A 26,107-nucleotide genomic window follows, 5' to 3' on the forward strand; every position below is an offset into this window, starting at 1 on the left:
CGCGTTAGCTGACTGAATCTATAGTATTTCATCTATTGTTTTACAATTTTGGATGACCAAAGGGAAATGCAACCATGAAGAAGCTCAACCCACTTACATTGTTTTTTACATCTGCGGTACTGGCTTTATCAGCCTTATCGACGGTTCAGGCTGAAGTATCGCCAGAAACACTGCAATCTATTTCGATTCCTGACAAAGTCGAGACATCAATTGGCACCCTCGATTTTTTCGATGGCATCCCTTCCCACACCACGATCAATAAAGTCTATGACAATCTCGACCGCACTCGCGCCCTTGGAGTCTATCTGGACAATATGGGCGGCGTTTCAATCAACGCCGTTCTTGACGGTCTTGCAGCAGCGGGTGCCAATGCGACCAACAAGGTCGCCTTGTTCGAGCAACTAATGGACTCTCAGACGCTGGTGGTCACTGCCAATACTTCGACACTTTACGCCTACTCAGGAACAAACCTTGAGAAAGATGGACCGACGGTTATCGAAGTGCCGCCGGGAATGCTTGGCTTCCTTGATGATGGCTGGCAGAGATTTGTTGGTAATATTGGCGTAACTGGCCCTGACAAAGGAAAAGGCGGTAAGTATCTTGTATTACCGCCTGGTTATGACGGTAAAATACCTGATGGCTATTTCTTGCTAAAACCTAGAACCAACAGGAACTTCCTGTTCCTTCGTGGCTCCATCAAAGGCGGTGTGAAACCAGCTGTCGCGAACATCAAATCTGGACTCAAGATTTATCCGCTGAAAGACGCCGCGAAACCCGCAGCGACTGAATTTGTTAACATGTCTCACAAAGCAATTAATACTGTTTTCCCGAATGATATACGTTATTTTGAAATCCTTAACGACATGATTCAACGAGAGCCTCTCGATGCGATTGGGCCCGAAGTGCGTGGGGCGATTGCTTCCATTGGTATTGTAAAGGGTAAACCTTTCAAACCTGATGCACGGATGAAAAAAATATTAGTTGAATCGGGTGAGCTTGGTAACGCAACGTCGCGCGTTATTACGGTGCAACCTCGCTTTGATGGCGTAGCCATTTACCCTGATAGTGACAGCGGTTGGACGATGGCGTATGCGAATAAAAATACTTCGTTCGAAGATAATGGCAAAATGAATTTAGATGCCAGAACCTTGTTTTACTTCAACGCTGGTGGTGTAACGCCTGCCATGGCAGTCACTAAAGCGGGCGCAGGCTCTGATTATGCTTTAGCTTTTCTAGATTCAACAAAGAAAGCCTTTGATGGCTCTAAAACTTACAAGCTTCATCTTCCGCCGAACGTACCTGTGAACAACTTTTGGGCCGTTACGCTTTATGACACTCAAACGCGTTCACAGCTTCAAACCAGTCAGCCCTTCCCTACGGTTGGCAGTTTAACTGATGGAATGAAGAAGAATGCAGATGGTTCATACGATGTATTTTTCGGCCCTAGCGCACCAAAAGGTAAGGAAGGTAACTGGTTAGAAACAGTTCCTAATAAAAGCTGGTTCATGATTTTAAGAATGTATGGCCCACTTGAACCATGGATTAACAAGACTTGGCGGCCAAGTGAGATCGAGCTGGTTGAATGATTCTGTCAGCTAATCGGGTAACCGGAGGTGTCTAGCCTCCAGCCCCCACACCATCCTTGCATGCGGCTCCGCACACGACTTAATGGATTTAGGAGGTAGGGCGAAGCAGGATGCCAGAGCCGAGGGCGGTTCATTTAGAGCGCCTAACTAAACATTCTGGTTAGCCTATTTATTACAATATTGAGCTGCGGTCCATCTCTCAGTGAATACAATCCTCCTTTCTTAAGATACTCGTTACTCAGCGCTTGCTGCATTCCTTATAAAGGGGGCGGAGGTAATTAGGAGACAAAAAAATTTAGCTTTTAACGGCTATGTGGATACCAATTACGGCTAAATCGAAGAGAGTGATAAGTCGGTGTAGGTATGGCGGTGGGGTTGGTGGCATGGCCGCTCTTTGACATCCATGTCACTACGGCATTTGTGAATCCATTCACATCAGATGCCACCGTCGAGCGTATAGGGATATACTTGCAGCGCCCCACCGACATACCTGCACGAAAGGCCTGCGGCAAGCAATTCAAAACAATGTAAGTTAACGCTACCATCAATCAATAAAAACCAACTCGACTAAATGCTACAAGCCAAAAATGCCTCAACCTTCATTCGAAGGCCAAGATACTTTGGTCCAAACATAATTTAGCTTTTAACGGTTCTTTGGATACCAATTACGGCTAAATCGAAGAGAGTGATAAGTCGGTGTAGGTATGGCTGTGGGGGTTGGTGGCATGGATGCCACCGTCGAGCGTATAGGGATATACTTGCAGCGCCCCACCGAAATACCTGCACGAAAGGCCTGCTGCAAGCAATTGGTTGCCATGAAGGTTAACGCTACCATCAATAAATAAAATCTAACTCGATTAAATGCTACCAGCCAAAAAAGCCAACACCTTCATTCGAAGGCCAAGATACTTTTGTCCAAAAATAATTTTGCTTTTAACGGCTATGTGAATACCAATTACGGCTAAATCGAAGAGAGTGATAAGTCAGTGTAGGTATGGCGGTGGGGGTTGGTGGCATGGATGCCACCGTCGAGCGTATAGGGATATACTTGCAGCGCCCCACCGAAATACCTGCACGAAAGGCATGCTGCAGGCAATGGGTTGCCATAGAAGGTTAACGCTACCATCAATCAATAAAAACCAACTCGACTAAATGCTACAAGCCAAAAATGCCAACACCTTCATTCGAAGGCCAAGATATTTTTGTCCAAAACCTAGTTAGCTTTTTAACTAGCTACTCGCACAAAATGAAGCAAAATCGAAGAGACAGAATAACCCAGTGTAGATGCGGCTGCGGACGTTGATGGCAGGGATGCCATCGTCGAGCCTCCACGGATGGATTCACGGCATGTAGCAGCAGTATCTGCACACTCCCTGCCGGACAGGCGATTGATAACAGTGAAGATACAAATTTCAAAGACACTCTACCAACACTAACTCAGCCAAATGCAAAATCCAAAAATGCCAACACCTTCATTCGAAGGCAAGCACACTTTTGTCCAAAAATAATTTAGCTTTTAATACCCAGAATGAAACCTAGTGGGGAGTCGCTTAGATCACCACGCAAAACCTACTTATGGGTATCCGCAACAACTGCCGAGCGTTGCAAGCTAATGACTCCATCGAGGTGAATATCTCGCTGCGGATAGGCAATGACAATCTCATGCTCGTCAAACAGTTGATAAATTCGAAAGCGAATATCGCTGCGGATCTTACGAATATCGGCTTCAGAATTAGCACACAACCAAAATATACCATCGAAAATTAACGCATTATCACCAAAATCTTCAAATATGGCAATGGGCGCTGGAGACTTTAAAATATCATCACGTTCATCGAGTGCCTGCTTAATCAAGCGCGCCACTAGCGTCACATCGACGCCATAAGAGACCCCGACCCGCACCGTCGAGCGGGCGTTGTTGTCGATTAAGGTCCAATTGGTGACCGTGTTTTCCAGCAAGTGGCTATTGGGCACTAACATATGCACCCCGTCGCTGCGGCGGATAAGCGTTGAGCGGGTATTGATGCTCTCTACCACTCCTTTGGTTTCGCCTATCTCTAAAAAATCACCGATACGGATCGGCCGCTCCCACATTAAAATCCAACCGCTGATAAAGTTATTAATGATATTTTGCGCGCCAAAGCCCACACCAATCGCGACGGCGCCAGAGACAAAGGCAAAGGCTTTGATGGGGATATTAAGGATCTCGAGACTGGTGACTAAGATAACCGCGATGGCCAACACCAAATAGATGCGCGAAAACAGATGCACCGCATCGGGTGCCACCTTACGTGATAATAATGATCGCCGGATCAATTTACCAATACGGGTAACCACAAACCAGGCTAACAGCAGCAGCAATGGCACCTGTAGTACCTGCGAAACGGTAATGGGTGAGCCATCATAGGTAAATAACACAAAAGAGAGTAACTCGTTAATACTTTGCCAGCTCATCGGTGTCCCCAAGTAATGGTAATGAATACTTGAGTATAACAGCCTGATTTGAAGCTGGTGTTTCAAATCAGGCTGACAAAAATAAGCCATTAGCTGAACGCTAGCACCTTGCTTTCATAGCACTTACCGCAGGCTTATGGCGCGAATGATGCCGTAATTAGGGGGCTACAATTAAGGGTTTAATCACCTTATGTTCAATCACGGTCGATAAGATAAACATCACTAGGTAACCACTGCCCAGCGCGAGGATCACCGCCACCACATTGTCGGTTAAACGGGTGTAGCCGTAATAACTGCCAATCAAGGCTAATATGCCGCTTATTCGAATAAATAAACTGTGTAAAAACAACCCGCGCGCCTTGATATAGGCCAGTTGATAGCCATTGAGCATCATAAAAATAAAAAACATCGAAAAGTGCATCAACACCGGGGCCGCCTTGCTATAGGATGCCGGAAACAGCGTATCGACCAGCCATTGGCCACATAGCAGCATCGACAAGAAAAAGCTCAGCGAGACCAGTATCGACACCTTATACACCCAGCGCTTGATCAGGCGCACTTGTTCAACTTGCTGCTGGCGAACACACACCGCCAGTTCGGGTAACACAAATCGATAAATAGGAAATACAAACAACAAGGTTAAATAGGCAATCACAGGCCGAACCACCACCTGAAAGTCGCCTAACTCATCGACACTAAAGTGGCCGATGGTGAGCAATACAGTAATGTAGATCATAAACAGGCTGGCGCCCGCCTCTAGCGCCGAGGTAAAACTTTTTTGCATAAAGTTTTTCAGGCTTGGGGTCATGCTAACCGACCCTAGTGGTGTAGTAGCAATAAGTTTGCGACGCCTAACAAACATATAGCCTGCCACCGCTAGCGATGACAACATCAAGCTGTAAAACAGCGAGGCGATGGCGCTCTGGCGCAGTAGGTAATAACAGATCATAAACGCCACCACCTGCCCTAAGGGCTCTAACCAGGTGACCTTATTTGAAATGTTGTACATACGGTACATGGCAATTTGATTGGTAAAATAGACCTTAAGGCCCATCCCTAAAATAATGCCCACCAGATGAAAATAGGCCACATCGATATGCAATTTATGCTTGATATAGGGCAGCACCACTCCCCAAGTCAGTAGTACCATCACTATTAAGCTGTATCGAAATAGGTTAGTGATATCTTTATCGTTTTGGGTTTGCGAGTAGCTCACCACCATAGAGGCGCGAAAACCTGTCATCAAAATTAACGACAGCGAAATAATATCAACCACAGTGTGGTACAACGCCAAATCGGCTTTAACCACCCATTGCGCTAACCAAATTTTAAATCCAAATCCAATCGCAATACTGACAAGTGTCGCCCAAATCCCAGCAACAAAAGCGCTTTTCACACGCTCAATGGGAGCTAACTGCATGATATCCTCTGACTATGGCGGCGCTGCAACGTTTGATGAATGGCTAACCATCTTGCCAAACCCACTTAAGTACAGCCAACTCAAAAAGGCCTGATGATGAGGCGACTCGCCAATCGGCTTGGCGAGAACATTAATTAAAAACAACGCATAAAAGTGACACAAAAAACATCCCAAAAAAGTCACGCGGTATTTTAGCAAACAACGACTTAGCAAAACGTGAGCTGGCTAAACCCTCGAAAAATAAGTTATCCCTAAAAGCACCAACCATACCGACCGACACAGCACCGCCACTAAATCAGCCCCCAAATTAATTACCATTCAAACAATGTAAAACCCTCTGAGTAAGTCCAAGCTGCTGAAAAATTAGCTCATAACTGGAATCTTTAACTTCAATAGTGTTAAGATAGTTAGACCACTAACTATTAGCACTCTAACTACTTGGCGTGCAGCTAGTGTTACTTAACCACACTATTTATGCTCAGGAGGGCACAATGTCGTCAGACAATGCAGCGGAAGAAAATCTCATTACCACCATTTGGCAGAAGGCAAAAACTACATTAAAGGAGGGAGTCGAATTGATGTGTTTGATCGCGATTTTAAGCACCTATCTCTTTGTCATGTTGAAACCTAACGGGATTCATAATAACAAAGCGTTAGGAGGCCAATAATCCATGCATTACCTCACTTATGTATCGCTGGCCATCTATTTTATTGCCATGCTCAGCATCGGGTTATTCGCGTATAAACGCTCTACCAGTGACGTTTCGGGCTACATTCTCGGTGGCCGAAAAGTCAGCCCTCAGGTAACCGCTCTTTCGGCGGGTGCCTCTGATATGAGTGGTTGGATGTTGATGGGTCTGCCAGGGGCGATGTTTTTGGTTGGTTTTGAAACTATTTACATTGCACTTGGACTCTTACTCGGTGCGCTTGTTAACTACTTAATTGTTGCACCTAAGCTTAGGGTTTACACCGAAGTGGCGGGCGATGCGTTAACCATCCCTGAGTTTTTTGCCAAGCGATTTCATGATCCCAGCAGTAATATTCGTATTATTGCTGCCATCATTATCGTGATCTTCTTTACCCTCTATACCTCAGCCGGTTTAGTGGCGGGCGGAAAACTGTTTGAGTCGGCCTTTGATGTTCAGTATGAGTTTGGCCTTATCATTACCTTAGGTGTGGTGGTCTCTTATACCCTGCTGGGGGGCTTTTTAGCCGTCAGTCTAACTGACTTTGTTCAGGGGTGTATCATGTTTGTCGCATTGATTTTGGTGCCCGTTGTGGCCTACCAAGAGTTCACCACTGCCGATAATATGATGAATTTTGCCTATGAATCGATCCCTCATTTTGGTGAAGCGATGCAAAATATCACCTTACTTGGGTTGATATCTAGCCTATCTTGGGGTTTGGGCTACTTCGGTCAACCACATATTATTGTGCGCTTTATGGCGATTCGCTCGGTATCAGACATTAAAGTCGCTAAGCGAATTGGTATGAGCTGGATGACAGTTACCATCATTGGTGCCTTAGCGACAGGCCTTATCGGTATTGCCTATGCGAACAAGTTTCAGTTAAAACTAACCGATCCTGAAACCATCTTTATTGTCTTTTCAGAGATCTTGTTCCATCCAATGATCAGTGGCTTCCTGTTAGCCGCTATCCTAGCCGCGATCATGAGTACCATCTCATCGCAGCTGTTGGTGTCATCAAGTTCACTTACGGAAGACATTTATCGTGTGGCATCAAAAAAAGAAGCAACCGAAGAAGAGATGGTCAAAATGGGCCGATTCGGTGTAGCCGGTGTTGCTATCGTCGCCAGCTTATTGGCCATGGATCGCTCTAACAGCATCTTGTCGTTAGTTAGTAATGCCTGGGCAGGGTTTGGTGCCGCCTTTGGTCCACTCATCCTGTTTAGCTTGCACAAAGAGGGCTTAACCTATAAAGCCGCCATTGCCGGTATCGTTTCGGGTGCCGCTACCGTACTGTTTTGGATTTATGCGCCAGTACTTGCCGATGGCCAAGCCTTAAGCAGCGTCATGTATGAAATGCTTCCAGGCTTTATAGTCAGTAGTTTGGTTATCTGGATCACTAGCATCTTCTCTAAAGATCCTTGCCATAAAACGGTGAAGACCTTCAATAAAGCCGGACGCGTGCTAGCAGAAGAAAGATAATTGGGAGAGGCAACATGGCAGATTTACACTGGAAACGCATTGTCGTTAAAGTGGGTAGTGCCTTAATTGCACCCCACAAACAAGGCTGTAGCAGCCACTATCTATTGGGTATCGCGCAGTTTATTGCAAACTGCCGCGCCAATGGATGCGAGGTGGTATTGGTTTCATCAGGTTCAGTCGCCGCAGGCTGGCATCGATTTAATGGCATAGATAAGCCGTCGGTATCGGTAAAAAAAGCGATGGCCGCTGCGGGGCAAGCAGACATGATGGCAACGTGGGATAAGTTATTCGACTTTCCCACCGCACAGCTGTTAGTGACCCATGGCGATTTACGTAATCGTGAGCGCTACATCAGCATTAAAAATACCATCTTTAGTTTATTGGATCATGGCTTGCTGCCTATCATCAACGAGAACGATGCAGTGACCACCGACAAGTTAAAAGTCGGTGATAACGACAACCTCTCGGCGATGGTGGCCGCCGCAGCCGACGCTGATGCGCTGATCATCTGTTCCGATGTAAAGGGCTTGTACACCAAAAACCCGAACATCCACGACGATGCCAAGCTGATAAAACAGGTCAGCGACATCAATGACAATATCTATTCGATGGCAGGCGGCGCCACCAGTGACGTAGGTACTGGTGGCATGCGCACCAAAATTGAAGCTGCAGAAAAGGCCATCTCTCACGGCATCGAAACCGTGATAGTTAATGGCTTTGACGGCGACACCTTTACCCAACTGCTTAAAGGGCAAAATCCCGGGACATTATTTACCCCGTTTGAACACCCAATGCAGGAACATCTGCACTGGATGACCCATACCTCGCAAGCACAAGGTGAACTAATCGTCGAAAATGATTTCGATGGAAACTTAGACCAACATACACCGCTGACCAGCGACGATGTAGTTGCCGTAACAGGTAACTTTTCCGTCGGGGATACGGTATTAGTGCGCAAAGGCGATGGCACTAAACTGGCGAAAGCCCGATCCAACTACAGCAGTTGTCTACTGAATTTTATTGCGGAACAAGAAGATCGCGAGTTTGCTAATGATGTCCAGCAAAAAACTGGCGCGATCATTTCCGACAAAAATATCGCCATATTGGAGTAAATATGAGCTTAATTAAAACCTTATCTCAAGATGCCGCGTTAGCAGCACAAACCCTTGCGGTGCTTGATGAACAGTTAAAAAATACCGTGCTATTGGATATGGCACGCGCTATTCGTGCCCACAGTTATGAGATCCTCAGCGCCAACATGATTGATCTGGCTAACGCCGATGCCGACAAACTTGGCGCCGCTATGATAGACAGATTAAGCCTCAACCCAGAGCGGGTGGAGGCCATGGCCGAAGGCATTGAAACCATTGCCTCACTGCCCGACCCTATCGGTGCTGAGCGCGACATGGGCAAGCGTCCCAATGGCTTAAATATCCGTAAAATGCGCGTGCCACTCGGGGTGGTTTGCATGATCTATGAGGCGCGTCCGAATGTGACTGCCGATGCCGGAGCCTTATGTTTTAAATCGGGCAATGCCGTTGTACTGCGTGGCGGTAAAGAGGCGCTGCAAACCAGTAAGGTGATCGCCTCAATTATGCAAACGGTATTGACTCATTATGGCTTGCCGCCTGCGTTGATTACCGTGGTGCCCGACCCCGATCGCGCCCTGATGTTAGAGTTGATGCAACAACGCGATTATATCGATGTCATTATCCCTCGGGGCGGCGAAGGCTTAATTAACTTTGTCACCGACAACAGTAAAATACCTGTCATTCAGCATTTTAAAGGTGTTTGTCATCTGTATGTCGATAAAGATGCCGACCTTGATAGTGCCTTAGCCTTACTGCTTAACGGTAAGACCCAGCGCACCGGGGTGTGCAACGCCTTAGAAGGCCTACTGGTCCACAAAGAGATTGCCGCCGAGTTTTTACCTAAAGTGGCCTCAGCCTTAGCAGAACATAAGGTAACCATTAATGCCTGTGAACATGCCAGCCCACACTTTGACGCGTGCCAAGTGATAGATGAGCAAGATTTTGGTCAAGAATACTTAGATCTTGAAATCGCCATTCGCCAGGTGAATGACTTCGAGCAGGCTATCGACCATATTAGACGTTTTGGTAGCCACCACACCGAGGTGATCAGCACCCAAAATGAGCTCACAGCCGCCCGTTTTCAGCGAACAGTCGATGCCTCTGTGGTTATGGTTAACGCCTCTTCTCGCTTCTCTGACGGCGGCGAACTCGGCTTGGGTGCCGAGATAGGCATTGCCACCACCAAGCTGCATGCCTATGGCCCCATGGGCATTGAATCATTGACCACTGAAAAGTATTTAGTCAGCGGTGACGGACAAATACGCGCATAACCCCTTCGACTCGGCAATCGCTCATCAATTAAAGATAGATTGCCGAGTCGCTATCACCGCATCGACATCCCAGCTACAAACATCAATAACATACCTCAAGGAGACCGTTATCTTTAATCAGGACTCACTCTTAGACCCACAATTGCGTATTGCCTTCATCGGTGGCGGTAATATGGCCAAAGCCATCATTGCCGGTCTACTCAAGCATGGTCACTCCAGTCAACACATCTTGGTATGCGCACCGACTCAGGCTACGCGCAGCGAAATGGTGGAGCAGTTTAATGTGCGCGTGCATCAAGACAACAGTACCGCTGCTGCATTCGCTGACGTGATTATCTTGGCGGTTAAACCCTTTATTGTGCCGCTAGTGTGCGAAGAGTTAGCCCCGGTAATTGCACAGCATAATGGCGATAAGCTCGTCATTTCGATTGCCGCAGGCGTGAAACAAAACACCATTAGCGCTAAGCTTGACGATCATCAACGGGTGATCTGCGCCATGCCAAACTTGCCCACCGCCATAGGTAAAGGGTTAACCGGCCTATACGCTCCTAAACCTAGCTTGCAAGCCGATCTCGATACCGCCGACCACCTGATGCGCGCCGTTGGTGACACCGTTTGGCTGCAAGAGGAAAGCCAAATGTCGACCATAGTGGCAACCGCTGGCAGTTCACCAGCGTACTTTTTTCTGTTTTTAGAAGCGATGGAAAAAGCCGCCATTAACCAAGGCTTACCTCAGGCGACAGCCACTAAAGCCGTGTTGCAAAGTGCCATGGGCGCCATTGCTATGGCGATGGACAGCCAATACGATTTTGCCACGCTGCGCCGCCAAGTGACCTCGCCAAAAGGCACCACAGAGCAAGCCATACTGGCGTTTCAGCACGGTGAGCTTGATGCATTAGTCGCTAATGCGATGGACTCTGCCGCCGATCGCGCTAAAGAGCTCTCTCTGGGGTAAACACCGAGAAAGGCTCACCGCTCATCTTATCGCGGCAAGATAATCGACGGGGCACAAGTGCTTAACGCTTATGCCCTTTTGCTATCACGCGGCGACCAACCTAAGCCCCTATTTCGCTGTTAAACAACTCTATTACGCAGTGAAACAGCAGTGCTCTGGACTCAATGCTTCCTTTATCACAGCCCGTTTATACACGGTTAATAACATCTATTTTCTCGCGGCGTGACCTCAGCGGGCCCAATTAACCGAATGTCAGCGACTAAACCACTAAGTCCTAAGTCCTAAATCCTTAAATCCTTAAGCCACGCTGATCATGCTACTAGGTTTGAAAGCCACCTAAGCTGCAACTATCTTAATAACTGACACTAGGTCGATAACGTGCTTAATCACTGATCTTAGAATTATTTCGAAAACGTAATGGTTAGCCACTATTTATCGCATCAACTGGATTGCCTAATAACAAAAGAGGAAGGGAAGCATAATGGCTCAGCAACCACTTAATCATATCCCCCAAGAAGCTTTCGATTGGTACGACGAATACGCCCATGGCGTGATTGATAGACGCACCTTTATGAAAAAACTGGCCACACTCGTTGCAGTAGGTTATTCAATGACCTTGCTCACCTCGGCATTATTACCCAATTATGCCTTAGCAGAGCAGGTCTCATTTAATGACCCGGACATTAAAGCCAGCTACCAAGAGTTTGACTCACCTAACGGCCATGGCAAAGGCCGCGGCTATTTAGCGGTGCCAACGCAGCTACAGGGGCCGCTGTCCGTGGTATTAGTGGTGCACGAAAACCGAGGCCTTAACCCCTATGTTAAAGATGTTGCGCGGCGCTTAGCCAAAGCAGGCTTTGTGGCCTTTGCCCCCGATGCACTATTTCCCCTTGGGGGTTACCCGGGTAACGACGATGAAGGTAGAACCATGCAAAGCACATTAGCTAAGGATAAGATTCAGCATGATTTTGTCGCTGCAGCGCGCTTCTTAAAATCTCATCCATTAAGCAATAGTCAACTCGGTGCGGTGGGCTTCTGTTTTGGTGGCTATATGGTCAATTATTTAGCGGCGGTGGACAGTCAATTATTGGCCGCCGGAGTGCCCTTTTATGGCACCCCTGCCACACCTGAGCTGCGCAGTAATATCAAGGCGCCCTTACTTATCCAACTGGCAGAACACGATGACAGGGTTAATCAAACTTGGCCTGAGTATGAGCAAGATTTAAAGCGTATTAACGCCAACTATCAGATGTTTACTTACCCCAATACCCAGCACGGCTTCCATAATGACTCGACTCAGCGTTACGATGAACAAAATGCCGAACTGGCATGGAGTCGCACCTTAAGCTTTTTTAAACAGCATCTCAGCTAAAGAGCACCTTTACTAAAAACGATGCTTATAAGATCAAAAAAGGCGAATGGTAAGCCATTCGCCTTTGTTTATCGCCACAATAGCAATCACTTCCCCCAAGGATTATTGGGATCTTGTGATGGCGCTGGACGATTATGACCCGAACGCTTATTTTGTGCATAGGCATCTTGAGCGCGTGGTTTATCTTTACCGTATTGAGGCCGCGTCTTATTTTGCTTCATCGCCTCATAATCGGCAGTGGCTTTAACGCGCATTTCCTCAATTAACTCAATCGTTAACTCTTGTGGCTTACGAGGCACAATGCCATCGGCAAAGCCACGCTCTCTAGGCTTGAGTTCAAATTGCGCTGCATCACCTTTAGGCATGCGCTTAAAACGATACAGGTAAAAGCTTTCAACCCGCTCTCTGGCCCACTCAGTTTTTTTCAAAAACTTAAGGCAAGCCGCCATATTAGGATTGGTATTAAAACATTCTAAGCGCAACGCCGCGTATAAAATTTTCCAATCATAAAAATCGACGAGTTCAGTGACCATGGTTTCTAAACCTAGGCCATGTAATGGGTTGTTTTGCTGCTGTTCAATCATGGAATTTCCAACGACCGCCATTGCGGTGTCTACAGTATTTGCTGCCAAGCTTGTGCTCAAGCAGCAGTGAATTAGGGTGTTCGAGTACAGTCGATATGCATCGCCTTAAAACCGGCGCACGCCTATATAATTTACTCGCTATGATACCAATAAATCGTCCTGTAGACCCAACAAATATTACCGCTTAAGCCGTAACTAAAAATAATGCTTGTCTGAGTAGTCATATAACCATTGTGGGCGATACACCACCATCATGGTCACTGCCATACCATTGAGTAGCGCTTCAGGAAAACCCAGCAAGGGAATTAACAGCAAATAGTTATCGACCAAGTAATCCCATGGGTAATCACCACTTAACCATAGCCAAGCAGACCAAGCCCCCATATGAAACACCATAGAGAGCAAGCCATTAATAAAAGCCGCGCAAAAAATATAGATAAACAGATGATGCGGTAAATATTGATACACCATGCTGTAAACGGCATAGCAAAGAAACAGGGGCAAGGCGATGGCAACCAATGTATAAATTGCAAAATCAAAAGGTTGCTTTAAAATAAAGGTGGCAAAAAACAGTACAGGTAATAGTGCTATGACCGTTACCAGACGCCAGCCAAACATTAGCATAAGGGTGACGAGACCTAAAAAATGCAGGTGGATGCCAGCGGTAATACTGGCATCGAGTAACCATAATCCATTAATGGCAAAGGTGGTTAATAACAACCGTGATTGCAACGCTTTATCGTTGATCAGCGTCTTTATATCGGCGCTGGGCCAAATCGCCCATAACCAAATGAGCAGTAGCGATAGCGAGAACAACTGGGCACCGCCTAAATGCCAATTGATATCGCTGAGTCGCTGCAGTAAAAACTCCGTCATGCTCTCTCCAATTAGCACTAGGCTTTATCTTAAATTGGTGTACGTAATCAATTAGCTCCTTGGCGCAATACTGCTCAGTATATTATGGCTGACATGGTTAAGCGCACACCTGATTACGGCCTTTTTTCTTGGCCTTATACAAGGCTTTATCGGCCTGCTTCATGCATTGCTCAAAATTTTGATCACCGAGGTGCTCGGCTAGCCCAATTGATACCGTGACACTGACAATACGCTGTTTATCGACCGCTTTTTTATTACGATTTTTGCTCGCATGGCTATTCTGATTAGCTTTTCGCTTAGTTTCTCTGAGCACAATGTCGTAATCTTCTATCGATTGCCTCACCGCATCGAGATGTTCAATTACCTGTTTAGCTTGCTTATTAGCAAACACAATAGTGAACTCTTCACCACCATAGCGAAATGCCTTACCGCCGCCAGTGACCTGCGACAGTTTTACCGCCACCAACTTAAGCACTTGATCGCCCACATCGTGGCCATAAGTATCGTTAAACTTCTTAAAGTGGTCTATGTCGACCATTGCGACTGTGTATTTTCGACCTAAAGACAAACTGAGATTAAACAGAGCTCGACGCGAAGGTAAGCCGGTGAGCTCATCGCGATACGCCAAAAAATAAGAGTCAAACAGTACAGTCAATAACAGGAACACGGCGATCATATTGAGCTGCACCGCCAACGACTGCCAATCAGCAGCGTAATAATGCATCAGCCATACAATAAACGTCAGCCCAAGACTCGTATGCACTAAGTTACTGTCTTTAATCAGCTTAAACAACATGACCGCGCCAGCTAAGAATACCGGTAATGTGGCTAAGCCATTGGCAGACAAGAAAGACAGATAGCGTTCACGCACCTGCTGCGCCATCTCTGGAGAATGCTCCAGTAGAGTTAACCATAAATAAGCCGCTAAAAAGCTTAATGTAATAATGCCAAGACGTACCAAAGTATGGATACTGAGCAAACCACGGTCTTTGATGAAACAGAATGCCGCAGTGATGACCCCGCCGCCAATAAACACCCATTGATAAGCCTCTCGACTGAGCAGTCCGTGCTGATTTATCCCATAAAACAGCAATAATAAGGTGGCAATATAACTGAGGCGGCTACGATTAAATTGCAGCGCGATCAGCGCCGCAATAGCAAGTAACCAATATGGCATCACCTGTATGGTATCGAGCCAGCCCACCCAGCGAGCACTAAAATAATCGATGGCGCCCAATAACAGGCCAGTAAGCAATAACGGGGCAAGCAGATAGCGGCAAGAGTGATAAAAATGACTCAAAATTTCTCCAATAATCACCATATTCAACATAGGTAATACAGGCAGGTCGTCAATAGATGCCTGTAAAAATGTGGCGGTCCAATCCAAGGCAGCAAAATAAACAAACTGAACGATGCAACTGACTCAAAGCGACCGTTTTGACGTGGCGCTAAAGTACTGCAGCCAGCATTTAATACAAATACCCGCGTGAAATGAGATAGCACACTAACGCAACTGACAATCTCATGGCTTAATAAAAATTGCGCCAAAATTTGAACCAGTATAATCAAAGAGTGAGATTTTTAATGCGTTTAGCCTCACCTCTTGAGCATTGCGAGGCGATTTGACAACCATTATCTCTGGATCACCTAGGGTATTTAATAGCCAAGTTCAGCGGAGTCGGAGAGGATTAAGATGCGAAGTAGGGCAATTAATAATTGCCTACTTCATTAGGCGTTAAAAAGCATTAATTGGCAAAGCGAAAAACAAAAAGGCCAGCAGTATCTGCCAGCCTCTATCCTACAATCGTTGCCAGTGACTAGGTGTCACGTGCACAACGCTAATACCATCTTGGTTACTTAATCTTGTCAAACATACCTTTGTTGGCTTTCTTCGCCAATTTATCGTTGCGTTTTTCTTTAGCCGTTTTTAAAGGTTGTTTCTTGTTCTCTTTACCGCTTTTATGTTCTTTACTCATTTTTAGCTCCAGTGTTTACTGGGGCATCTTAGCTAGGGCTAGCCGTTCACAGCTTAGTCATTTTAACGAGCGTTTGATGTCCTGAAGTAAACGTAAGTTACTTGCTCAATATGCAATACACACTATTAATACAACGCATTAATTTAATTAGTTAAAATTGGTGTGATGTCAGCTTCCTACCTGTGCATTAAGACCCCTCCATACTAGCACTAAACTCAGCGATAAAAACCAGTGATTCATTAGAATAAGTTAAGCTAATCCTAGATGTTACAGTTCTAAGGACGATACCATTAAATCGCTTTCACGCCCTCTAGACTGTCGATTCCTCAGGTAGATAGTTAATCAAAAATGATAAGTTATCGATAGCTGAATGAAACGCTAGCCCCTTTACATACCTCTGGGGTTCAACCTAATCCTAGACCTTGTCATTTATCATTCAGCAAACTGCCGCTAAAAAATGGACCATACTCTTTATTTCAGCAGGTATTAATACTACTCATTAAACTTTTTTATTTATAACTATCATACTAATTGCTTAAAAAAATAAAAAAACACACGATAAAATGATCAGGCTTGCTTTATTTTTTTAGTTGGCCTAATGTATAGGTCAGTTCATTAAAAACGAACGACCATTATAAAAATCGCTCTAAAACTTAGCTATTACACTAGGTGAAAATTGCAACTCGCAATTAATGAGTAGTGAGTAAATAGTTTTAGAATGGCATTTATCACAGAGGCTAACTTAGATAAATGCTAGTAACATTAAGCGTACAACCCCCTTTATTAACAGCGACTGGAGATGTAAAACCTATGTTTACCGATACATTTTCATCACTATTCTCCCAGAAAAAGTGCGCCCCAATTCTAAGCTGCAACTTTTTCGTGCTAACGCGCTTCTCACTGCTAACGCGCTTCTCACTTATATTCCCAGTATAAGCCGGGCGCTGCTTGCGCTCGGCAAAATCACTAAATAAAAAATATTAATATCGATATAAGCTGACAAACTTACACCTCGAATTAATCTTTTCTCACTTTTAACCTACTAGAGGAAATATGATTACTTCATTTATTAAAAATGTATTTCAGACATTAACATTAAAAACTGAATCTTATTATTTACAGAATAGCTTTAATGCATCTTTGCGCCCCACAGCACTGGCTGGTGTTATTGCAAAATTAGATGATCTTCAAGATAACGCTTCAAGCGATAAAATTGGTGTCGGGTGCCAAGTCAGCCTTGTGAATATGCAAGACCAACAAGAATATCAAATAGAACTGGTCTACCCGCCCAAACACAAGCCCAGCGCAGGACGTTTTTCAGTTATTTCTGATTTAGGCGCCAGTTTACTGGGGCAGTCTAAAGGGGAGATGGCTCAAGTTAATATTTTAGGCAAACCAGTGCTCTTTATGATCACCCAGGTAAGTAGTAACAAGAAAACCCGCACGACTTTACACTAAAGCATGCTCAGCTCCGTGGCATCATGCTTATTTTACTCGCTGTTGGTGGCGGCTGGTGGCGAACGTCGATAACCCAAAGCACAAGGCTTAGGCTGACATGCTCATGTAGAAGGAGATGTTATTTTGAAGGCATTTATTGGCCGTGAAGATTAATCTAACTTGATAAATCATTAAGCCGTTAACCGCATTTTGGGGCGACATTTACTCAATAGCATGGCAGCGCTTTTAACGTAAGCGCCCAAAAATATCACCAGAAGCGATAGAAATTGTATGACGCTTCAGTGAGGTTAACTCTTAAATATCAAATGGATTAATGTATATAACGCCTCAATTTAAGCTGGAAATAATAATTGAGCCCAAGCGATCAAAATCGAATAACGGCGCGGTATTTGATGGCGAATTAAACGTTGGAGTCGATATCCATGAGTAAAGAAAAGGCAAAGAAAGCGCCACAACGCTCATTAAAAGAGAAACGTAAAGATAAACGCGAGCGCCAAAAATCGTCCGATTAGTTTATCGCTGCAAGCATGAAAGTCATGTTTAAGGCATACGCCTCTTTGAAATGATAAGTCATCGGAGCCTAACAGATCATTGAGCAGTGACCGTTAGGCTCCTTTTTAATGTTTGTACTATACCCGTTTTACCTTCAGCAACTCCCCTCACCTGTCACATTGAGTAAATAAGCAAAATAACCCAGATACGTCTTTTTAATGCATAGCCTCTGCGAATGTTAAGTTGTCTATACTCATTGAGGCTCATACAGCACAGGTTCGAATGAGCATGTAGATATCTTACTCACCGGAGCAAATAAAATGAAAAATCTGTTAATTATCTTATTGGGTACCTTATTGAGTGGCACGATTGTAGCTAAAGACAGGCTTGAAGTTTATCAGGATTATGAACTGGGCAGCGAGATCATTGCCATCACCACAGTGCGTATCGACCCTAATATGGGCGACGTCTACTTAGCGGGTCTGCGCGATAGCTGGGTGAAAGCGGCTAACATTCAAAAAGAACTGGGTTACATTAAAGACTGGAAAATTTATGGCAGCGATCTTCCCACCAGTGGTGATTTTAATATGTTGTTAGTGGTCACCTTCGAAAATGCCAGCGACTTGGAACCCAACAAACAAAAGTACGATGCTTTCATGAAAAAATGGACTGAAGCAGATAAAAAAATGTCTGAAGAGATCTCTGCAAAATACCCCGAGGTCAGAACCCTCACCGGCGAATATCGAATGCGAGAGATCATTCTCAAGTGATCCTACGCTCAGGACTTAAGCATGAAGATTATCAGGCTTAAGTTACCGTCTCAGACGATGGCAATCATATCGTTCACTCCTTCGCTTACTAATAATCCACTGCGGCTTATGACCGCAATACGTTAGCTGCAGTGGCGCGCCTTATAATTTGTGAACTCAACCGCACGACTTTACATTTATTTAATTGAACTTCTTGTTGAGAGTAATTATCATTCTCATAAATAATTTTAAGTTTACGTATTGGCTTAACCATAAAAGCAATCTTGCTTTTTATGATCGCCACGTAACATTAATCACGGAGAATCTGCCAGCAATATCGCTGCGTAGAGTGAGAAGATCAATATGAATCTAGTACCAGCATTAAAGTGGTTCCATAATTGGGTCGGTTTTTGTGTCAGCATCACCATGCTACTCGTATTAACCACTGGAGTGTATTTAGGCAGCGTCGATATCATTAAGCGGCTCGATAACCACGGGCAGACATTTATGCCCTTATCCACTGAGCAGAAAGCCGCTGCTCTGCAGTCGCTATTTGAACGTTACCCTGACATGACCACGGTACGCTTTCCTACCGAGTACAAACCCTATATTCAAGCATCGATGCGCGGCAAGTCTATCGCGTTCGATAATCAGCTCAATGAGCTGTCTGTCAGTGCCTCTGCCGACATTCCCTTTTACAGCACTATTTTTTGGTTACATCGTAACTTTTTACTCGGCGATGTAGGTAAGTACACTAACGCTTGGGCATCACTGCTGGGCGGCGCAATCACCTTGGTCGGTATTTATCTGTGGTGGCGTGTGCGCAAGTCGTTTCGACTCAAGCAGAGTATTCCGCGTAACACTCGCTCCAGCAGCTTGGTAAAAAGCCATATACAACTGGGATTATTTATTTCTGTCCCGCTATTTATTTTGTGCATTAGCGGCTTTTTAATTACTTACAAAGGGCTGTGGATCGATGCAGTAAAATCAGCGCCATCATCGGATATACCATATCCGGTTAGCCAACAAAGTGACTGGCTGAGCCAGCTGAATAACGCCCAGCAATTTTGGCCTGAATCTCAGTTGGTCGCCGTGAGTAAGCCGCGTAACAACAAGACACCCGAGCTCATCTACAGCATACGCTTTGATAGCCACAGCGATGTCTGGTTACGTGAAGCCGACCAAATCAGTATGAATTATCAGCAAGGTATCATTCAGACTGCACTCAAACACAGCGACAGACCACTTTCGGGTCAAATAGCAACGTTTGTTAGACCACTGCATGATGCGCTCAATATGCCACTGAGCTATGTGGTGCTGATCACCTTAGTATCCGGTGTCGGCACACTGATCTTATCGTTTAGTTTAGTAACCTTTTGTCGACGCACCTTTAAACGTAAGCGCAGTTACGCACTTAATCTCCAGCATTAATGGTTAGCCAGTAACCCCCTTAGGCTCAGATAGCCGCCCGCTATCTGAGCTTTATGCACGCCATATCCCACAATTATTTCACTGACGCAGCAAAATGGCCCATCAGGGGTATGAGTTTGGTATCGCCCACGGACATGAAGGTCTCTATCAATCTCTATCAATCTGCAAATCTTGTCTTGGCCAATAGCACGTTAAGGCTCAGTAGAATAATTCATAAGGTGAGGTAACATATCCCCTAAGCGCTCCAGCCCAGTTCCAACCCAAGAGTCCCTCTTAGCTTAACCTCCCAATAACCTCCTCAGCCCCCCCCTTGGCCCCGTGTTTTTGTCGGTTAAAACTTTGCTAACAATTATACGGTTGACATTTTTTGACAGTCTTACAAGATAAACAACATCAATCAACAAGCTACCACCAGCAAGGAAGAATATAAAACAATGAAAAAATCCTTAATAGCCATCGCATTGGCCAGCACTTTTCTTAGTGGCTGTGGCACATCTGATGTAAATACCAGCGATGTAAAAAGTGAAGTCACCACCCCAAGCAAGCAAGCCGAACTGGGCAGCTTTGGGGTCGATTTAACCGCGCGCAACTTAGCCGTTAAACCTGGCGATGACTTCTTTATGTATGCCAGCGGCACTTGGTACGACAACTACCAGATGCCAGCCGATAAGACTCGTTATGGTGCATTTACCGCATTAGCCGAGCGCAGCGAGAAACAGGTCAAAGAGATCATCGATGATATTGCCGCTCGCGATAACCTTAACGCCGAAGAGCAACTAATTGCCGATTTCTATAACGCCTATATGGATACCGATACCATCAACAAACGTGGCATCACCCCTATCCAGCCCACCTTAGATAGCATTGCGGCTATTGATTCTACCGACGATTTAACCACCCTATTTGGTCAGTCTTGGCTTATCGGCAGCACCTCACCCATTGGTGGTGGGATGTGGTTTAATCGCCTCGACCCTAACCAATATGAGATGTCCATTGGCGCTGGCGGCTTAGGTTTACCCGATCGCTCTTACTATTTAGAAGATAGCGAACGCTTCGTTAATATCCGCAAGGCCTATGTGACTCATATTGCCGACATGCTGGCTTTTGCTGGCATCAAAGATGGCCAAGCGCGCGCCGAGGCGATTTTAGCGTTAGAAACCAAGATGGCCGAAGGCCAATGGCCCAGAGAGAAGCGCCGCAACCGTGATTTGACCCTCAATCAAATTAAACGCGAGGATTTAAGTAAACAATATCCAGGTTTTAACTGGGATCGCTATTTTGCCCAAACCGGCTACCAAGTCCCGCAGCTGAATATTTCTCAGCCTGAGCCAGTTAACGCCATGATCGCCTTAATTAATAATGAGGATTTGGCTAGCTGGCGTGATTACCTCACCTTCCACACCATCAGTAACAATGCTGAATTATTGTCGGAAGATATCTACGCCACCAGTTTCGATTTTTATGGTAAAACCTTAAGCGGTCAGCAAGAGCCTCGCCCACGTTGGAAGCGCGCTGTAGAGCAGATGTCTGGCACACAGTCACTGGGCTTTGCTATCGGTAAAGTGTACGTGGCGCGCTACTTCCCTGAGTCATCGAAGCAACAGATGGCGCAATTAGTAGAGAACCTACGCACTGCTTTAGGTGAGCGCATCGATGGGCTCGACTGGATGGGCGACGAAACCAAAGTCAACGCCCACGCCAAACTCAAAGCCTTTACCCCCAAGATTGGCTATCCCGACGTATGGCAAGAGTTTGATGGTTTAACCCTAAGTCGCACCGACTTAGTCAGCAACATCACCAATCTCAGAGAGTTTTTTAGAGCCGATAGCGTCGCTAAAGAGCTAGAAAAAACTGACCGTAACCGCTGGGGCATGACGCCACAACGCGTTAACGCCTACTACAATAGCTCGTTTAACGAAATTGTCTTCCCTGCGGCCATCTTACAGCCACCGTTTTTTGATCCTAACGCCGATCCTGCGGTTAACTATGGCGGTATTGGCGCCGTAATTGGTCACGAAATGGGACATGGCTTCGATGACCAAGGTTCAAAGTCTGATGCGAATGGTATTCAACGTAACTGGTGGACAGATCAAGACCGTGCGGCCTTTGATGCCAAAGCCGATCGTCTTGCTGAGCAATACAGTCAATACGAGCCGATCCCAGATAACTTCGTTAATGGCCGCAACAGCCTAGGGGAAAACATCGGCGACGTGGGCGGTTTATCTATGGCCTATCATGCTTATAAGCTCAGTCTCAACGGCAAAGAAGCCCCAATTATCGATGGCCTCACGGGCGATCAACGCTTCTTCTTGGCTTGGGCACAGGTGTGGAAAGAAAAACGCACCGAGCAGAGCATGCTCAACCAACTGCGCGGTGGCACTCACGCCCCGGGCCGTTATCGCGCGCTCGCGCCACGTAACCATGATTCATGGTACAAGGCGTTCGACGTGCAACCTGGCGATGCGTTATACCTCAGCGAAGAAGAGCGCGTGCGCATTTGGTGATCCAAACAAGATAAGCGTGAACTAAGTGATAGCTAAGTAATTACCGAGCAATATCGCTTATTGACCACGCAACTAAACTAAAATGCCAGTCACTGTGACTGGCATTTTTATAGCTTACATGTCTATTCCTGCCCAACTTTACCCGCATCAACGCCTCACTGATCTCGAAAATCACCTTAACATCATCTGCACTACCGCACAGACTTTAGCCAGCCAAAGCCCAGTAACTTGACATCAATCACGTATTAACTGACTATCAACAACACTAAAAACCCAAAACCATTACCAATTAAAATACTTCTTGCAACAAAGAAGCAAAGTTATCGTCTAATATATTCACGCTGACAACCTTGGAGCATCAGGTGCGTGAACGACAGATATGCTATCGTTGAACCAACAAATAAAACCACAAAAATAATATAACAATAAGATTTAAAACAATTTTATTGCAGTCACATTCACTGTTTGATAGAAAAAGGGAAACGACTATGATTAATCGCGTCTTAGCACTCGCTCTACTGCTTATGCTGCCAACGGCACTTCATGCCGAAAACTACTCCATCGGAACGGGCGGCCAAAGCGGTATTTACTATCCCTTTGGTGGCGCCTTAGCCAAAGTATGGTCTGAACATGTTGACGATGTTAATGTGAAAGCCGAAGTCACCGCCGCCTCGGTAGAGAACACCATTAAAGTGGTTCGAGGCGATATGATTGCCGGCATCGCCATGGGCAATGTGGTTCTTGATGCCTACAAAGGTGAAGGTAAATTTAAGAGCGCTATGCCGGTCAATACCTTGTTTGCGCTGTATCCCAACCTAGTGCATGCCATCAGCCTCAAAAAATCGGGCATCACCTCACTAAACCAATTAAAAGGTAAGCGTATCTCGTTAGGGGCGCCAGCCAGTGGCACCGCCGTAACCTCTGCAGCATTGCTCGAATCGATGGGCATTGATATCAAAAACGATATCGATGCGGTTTATCTTAACTACTCAGAAACCACTAACGCCTTAGCCAATGGTCAAATCGATGCAGGCTTTATTGTCGGCGGCCAAGGGGTGGGCGCGGTAACCCAAGTGGCTCTGACCCATGATATCAATCTTATCCCGATCACTGATGAGCAAAGTGCGGCTTTCATGGCGCAATACCCAGCCTACAGCAGCTACACTATCCCTGAAAGTGTCTACAACAAGGTAGACGCCGTCCCCACATTAAGTGTGTGGAACGTATTGGTTGTGAGCGCTACGATGAGCGATGAAATGGCGTTTAACTTAACCAAAGCGGCATTCGAAAACATGGCCGAAGTACGTAAAGTGGTTAAAGTGGCCGAAGCGACTACACCTGAAAATGCGTTTCGCCTAAAGGGAGTGCCACTGCACCCTGGCGCGCAGCAATATTTCGATTCAATTGCTAAGGATGCCAGCGCGAAGTAAACCGCAGAGCATCACTGAGCTGATGCACCTCGCATTTACCCCGCGAAACTGATGTATCTAACATTGGCATCACTGACAAAGGCAACTACACAGTTGCCTTTGTCAGCTTATATCAGTAGCCAGTAACATGATTTTCAGGCTAAGCCGCGGCGGAGCCGTCAACATTCCCGTTTGATAAAGGATTTTTTATGAGTGCAGTTGAACACAATGCATCTGCCGATCGAAGTAACTCACCTCTCGTGAACGATAGACAGATGCCATTTGAGCGCATTGTGACACTCTTTGGCTATGGGATCCTCGCCATTGCTGTCACACTCTCGGCATTTCAGATCTGGCAAGGCATTACCTCGACAATATCGGCCACCTACTTTCGCCCTATCCACCTCACCTGGGTGTTGGTGCTGATTTTTTTACATTACCCACTGATTGCTAACCGCTATAGCAAGCTCTATCTCCCAGGGCGTGCAATCGATCTCGTGCTGTGCGCTGCCACCGTCTTTGCCGGTTATCGTCTGTGGATATTTGATTACAACGATATCGATCATCTACTGTATGGCTTGGGCAGCGCCGATCTTATTGCGGGCTGCGCCTTGCTGGGATTATTGATGGAGGGCTGTCGCCGCACAGTAGGCCCTGTCATGGTATTGATAGCACTGCTCTTTCTCAGTTATAGCGCTTTTGGGGATATGCTACCTGGCGCGTTAGCGACTAAGGCCTATTCGTTACAAGAGCTGATCCAGTTTCAGATTTACTCCGCCAATGGCGTGTTCGGCTCCGCCTTAGGGATCGCCGCCACCACAGTGTTTATCTTTGTGTTGTTTGGCGCGTTTTTAGAGGTGACAGGCGCCGGTAAGTTTTTTATCGATCTGGCTTTTTCGATTGCCGGTAAATACCGCGGTGGCCCGGCAAAAGCCGCGGTGTTAGCATCAGCTGGATTAGGCTCCATTTCAGGTTCGGCCATCGCCAATACTGTTACCACAGGTTCGGTCACGATTCCCATGATGAAAAAGCTCGGCTATACCCCGGAGCAATCGGCAGGGATTGAGGCCGCAGCCTCCACGGGTGGGCAAATCATGCCTCCTATCATGGGCGCTGGCGCCTTTGTTATGGCGCAGTTTACTGGCGTGCCTTACAGCGACATCATGTTAGCCTCGATAGCACCAGCCATCTTGTACTTTTTCTGTACCTTGCTCTATGTGCATCTGATGGCCTGTAAGCTCAACTTGCAGGCTCAAAGCCGCACCGAAGCGGTGATCACCGTCATGAAAGATGGCGCCCATCACCTTATCCCTTTAGTGCTGATCACAGTGCTGCTGATGCTGGCGTATTCACCGCTACTGGTGGGCGTGGCAGGTTGCGCGGCAATCTTATTAACCGCAGGGCTGCGTAAACATAGCCGCATCGGCTTACGAAAATTTATCTCAGGCATGAAAAACGGAGCGCTATTGGCGCTACCGATCTCGGTGGCTTGTGGCGCGGCGGGGATCATAGTAGGCGTTGTCGGCCAAACCGGTATTGGCTTGCAGTTTACCCAGTTTGTAATGGATTTTTCCGGTGGCTATATGTTGATAGCGCTAGGGCTGGTCAGCATTGTGGCCTTAGTGCTGGGGATGGGCTTACCGGTAACGGCGGCTTATATCGTACTGGCCGTGATGGCCGTGCCTATGCTGGGCGACTTTGGCTTACCGCTATTGACCGCCCATCTGATTGTATTTTGGCTGTCACAGACCTCCAATGTCACCCCACCTATCGCATTGGCGGCCTTCGCCGGGGCCGGGGTGGCAAACGCCAACCCAATGAAGTCGTCGGTAGAAGCGTTTAAGTTAGCCGGCGGCCTGTTTATCATCCCCATCATGATGGCTTATACCGATCTGCTTAATCCCGATGTTAGCTGGCTAGGCTTTCTATTTGCGATAGCACAAACCAGCACCATCATAGTCGCATTGGCTATCGCTATCGAAGGCTATATGCTGCGCAGGCTGACCCTAATAGAGCGATTAGTGGCCCTGTTTATCGTCCCCTTAGTGCTATTTAATCCATTTAATTTAGGCATAGCTGGTGTCGCAGCATTACTGGTATTGCTAGCCATACAGTGGCAAAGCCGCGATGTGATTGAGCGTTCAGATAATCACTAGGTGCCTATGCTTAGCGCGACAAAGCTGTCGTCAGCCAGCCTTGTCGCGATACCTACCTACGCCACAATAATCTGCTTCAATAGTTTTCCCATGATAAGTACCGATTTAGGTAGTCGGCTCATGATTAAGGCATCATACTGAAAGTTAACCTACTA

The 26,107-nt window shown here is 46.2% G+C and carries 19 protein-coding genes; 13 read left to right on the plus strand and 6 right to left on the minus strand.

Annotation, left to right across the window (positions count from 1 at the left end; genetic code table 11):
• The first annotated feature begins 74 nt into the window (after window positions 1–74).
• Window positions 75–1,586, plus strand: coding sequence for a DUF1254 domain-containing protein (locus AC5YBX_RS13425; protein ID WP_494523828.1), 1,512 nt, complete (start codon window positions 75–77; stop codon window positions 1,584–1,586).
• Window positions 1,587–3,155: 1,569 nt separating this feature from the next.
• Here the strand turns inward: AC5YBX_RS13425 and AC5YBX_RS13430 are convergent.
• Both AC5YBX_RS13430 and AC5YBX_RS13435 read right to left on the minus strand, forming a co-directional pair.
• On the minus strand, window positions 3,156–4,040 hold the full coding sequence (locus tag AC5YBX_RS13430) for a mechanosensitive ion channel family protein (RefSeq protein WP_494523829.1): 885 nt from the start codon (window positions 4,038–4,040) through the stop codon (window positions 3,156–3,158).
• A gap of 157 nt (window positions 4,041–4,197) precedes the next feature.
• Entirely contained in the window at window positions 4,198–5,463 is a 1,266-nt protein-coding gene (locus AC5YBX_RS13435) for a hypothetical protein (protein WP_494524826.1), read from the minus strand.
• Window positions 5,464–5,951: 488 nt separating this feature from the next.
• Between AC5YBX_RS13435 and AC5YBX_RS13440 the strand changes: the two genes are divergently transcribed.
• The 6 genes from AC5YBX_RS13440 (at window position 5,952) to AC5YBX_RS13465 (ending at window position 12,317) form a co-directional block, all read left to right on the plus strand.
• Window positions 5,952–6,128 carry a hypothetical protein gene (locus AC5YBX_RS13440; RefSeq protein WP_494523830.1) on the plus strand — a complete coding sequence of 59 codons (177 nt, stop codon included), beginning with the start codon at window positions 5,952–5,954 and terminating at the stop codon, window positions 6,126–6,128.
• A 3-nt stretch (window positions 6,129–6,131) separates the two neighbouring features.
• Window positions 6,132–7,628, plus strand: a complete 1,497-nt coding sequence (gene putP / locus AC5YBX_RS13445; RefSeq protein ID WP_494523831.1) for a sodium/proline symporter PutP — start codon at window positions 6,132–6,134, stop codon at window positions 7,626–7,628.
• A 14-nt stretch (window positions 7,629–7,642) separates the two neighbouring features.
• Window positions 7,643–8,740 carry a glutamate 5-kinase gene (proB, locus tag AC5YBX_RS13450; protein WP_494523832.1) on the plus strand — a complete coding sequence of 366 codons (1,098 nt, stop codon included), beginning with the start codon at window positions 7,643–7,645 and terminating at the stop codon, window positions 8,738–8,740.
• Between the two features lie 2 nt (window positions 8,741–8,742).
• Complete coding sequence (locus AC5YBX_RS13455; RefSeq protein ID WP_494521089.1) at window positions 8,743–9,990, plus strand: glutamate-5-semialdehyde dehydrogenase; 1,248 nt, start codon at window positions 8,743–8,745, stop codon at window positions 9,988–9,990.
• Window positions 9,968–10,945: a pyrroline-5-carboxylate reductase gene (gene proC, locus AC5YBX_RS13460; protein ID WP_494523833.1), complete on the plus strand. Its 978-nt coding sequence runs from the start codon at window positions 9,968–9,970 to the stop codon at window positions 10,943–10,945. Before AC5YBX_RS13455 ends, proC begins: the two co-directional genes overlap by 23 nt.
• Before the next feature lie 481 nt (window positions 10,946–11,426).
• A complete protein-coding gene (locus AC5YBX_RS13465) occupies window positions 11,427–12,317 on the plus strand; it encodes a dienelactone hydrolase family protein (RefSeq protein ID WP_494521087.1) in 891 nt (296 codons plus the stop codon).
• A gap of 86 nt (window positions 12,318–12,403) precedes the next feature.
• On the opposite strand, the gene AC5YBX_RS13470 is transcribed toward AC5YBX_RS13465, so the two are convergent.
• The 4 genes from AC5YBX_RS13470 to AC5YBX_RS13485 all read right to left on the minus strand — a co-directional run bounded on the left by AC5YBX_RS13470 (window position 12,404) and on the right by AC5YBX_RS13485 (window position 15,753).
• On the minus strand, window positions 12,404–12,901 hold the full coding sequence (locus AC5YBX_RS13470; RefSeq protein ID WP_494523834.1) for a VF530 family protein: 498 nt from the start codon (window positions 12,899–12,901) through the stop codon (window positions 12,404–12,406).
• A gap of 195 nt (window positions 12,902–13,096) precedes the next feature.
• Window positions 13,097–13,777 carry an energy-coupling factor ABC transporter permease gene (locus tag AC5YBX_RS13475; protein WP_494523835.1) on the minus strand — a complete coding sequence of 227 codons (681 nt, stop codon included), beginning with the start codon at window positions 13,775–13,777 and terminating at the stop codon, window positions 13,097–13,099.
• Window positions 13,778–13,874: 97 nt separating this feature from the next.
• Window positions 13,875–15,077, minus strand: a complete 1,203-nt coding sequence (locus AC5YBX_RS13480) for a GGDEF domain-containing protein (RefSeq protein ID WP_494523836.1) — start codon at window positions 15,075–15,077, stop codon at window positions 13,875–13,877.
• Window positions 15,078–15,630: 553 nt separating this feature from the next.
• Window positions 15,631–15,753 (minus strand): hypothetical protein, encoded by a 123-nt coding sequence (locus AC5YBX_RS13485; RefSeq protein WP_494521083.1) that lies wholly within the window; start codon window positions 15,751–15,753, stop codon window positions 15,631–15,633.
• A gap of 1,053 nt (window positions 15,754–16,806) precedes the next feature.
• On the opposite strand from AC5YBX_RS13485, the gene AC5YBX_RS13490 reads away from it, so the two are divergent.
• The 6 genes from AC5YBX_RS13490 to AC5YBX_RS13515 all read left to right on the plus strand — a co-directional run bounded on the left by AC5YBX_RS13490 (window position 16,807) and on the right by AC5YBX_RS13515 (window position 25,952).
• Window positions 16,807–17,211, plus strand: a complete 405-nt coding sequence (locus AC5YBX_RS13490) for a GreA/GreB family elongation factor (protein WP_494523837.1) — start codon at window positions 16,807–16,809, stop codon at window positions 17,209–17,211.
• 812 nt (window positions 17,212–18,023) lie between these two features.
• Window positions 18,024–18,473 (plus strand): hypothetical protein, encoded by a 450-nt coding sequence (locus tag AC5YBX_RS13495; protein ID WP_494521081.1) that lies wholly within the window; start codon window positions 18,024–18,026, stop codon window positions 18,471–18,473.
• Between the two features lie 342 nt (window positions 18,474–18,815).
• Window positions 18,816–19,883, plus strand: coding sequence for a PepSY-associated TM helix domain-containing protein (locus AC5YBX_RS13500; RefSeq protein WP_494523838.1), 1,068 nt, complete (start codon window positions 18,816–18,818; stop codon window positions 19,881–19,883).
• Window positions 19,884–20,317: 434 nt separating this feature from the next.
• Window positions 20,318–22,387, plus strand: a complete 2,070-nt coding sequence (locus AC5YBX_RS13505) for a M13 family metallopeptidase (protein WP_494523839.1) — start codon at window positions 20,318–20,320, stop codon at window positions 22,385–22,387.
• 488 nt (window positions 22,388–22,875) lie between these two features.
• Window positions 22,876–23,817, plus strand: a complete 942-nt coding sequence (locus tag AC5YBX_RS13510) for a TAXI family TRAP transporter solute-binding subunit (protein WP_494521078.1) — start codon at window positions 22,876–22,878, stop codon at window positions 23,815–23,817.
• 188 nt (window positions 23,818–24,005) lie between these two features.
• A complete protein-coding gene (locus AC5YBX_RS13515) occupies window positions 24,006–25,952 on the plus strand; it encodes a TRAP transporter permease (protein WP_494523840.1) in 1,947 nt (648 codons plus the stop codon).
• The last annotated feature ends 155 nt before the right edge of the window (window positions 25,953–26,107 follow it).

This window comes from Shewanella sp. 492 (genome assembly GCF_059338445.1).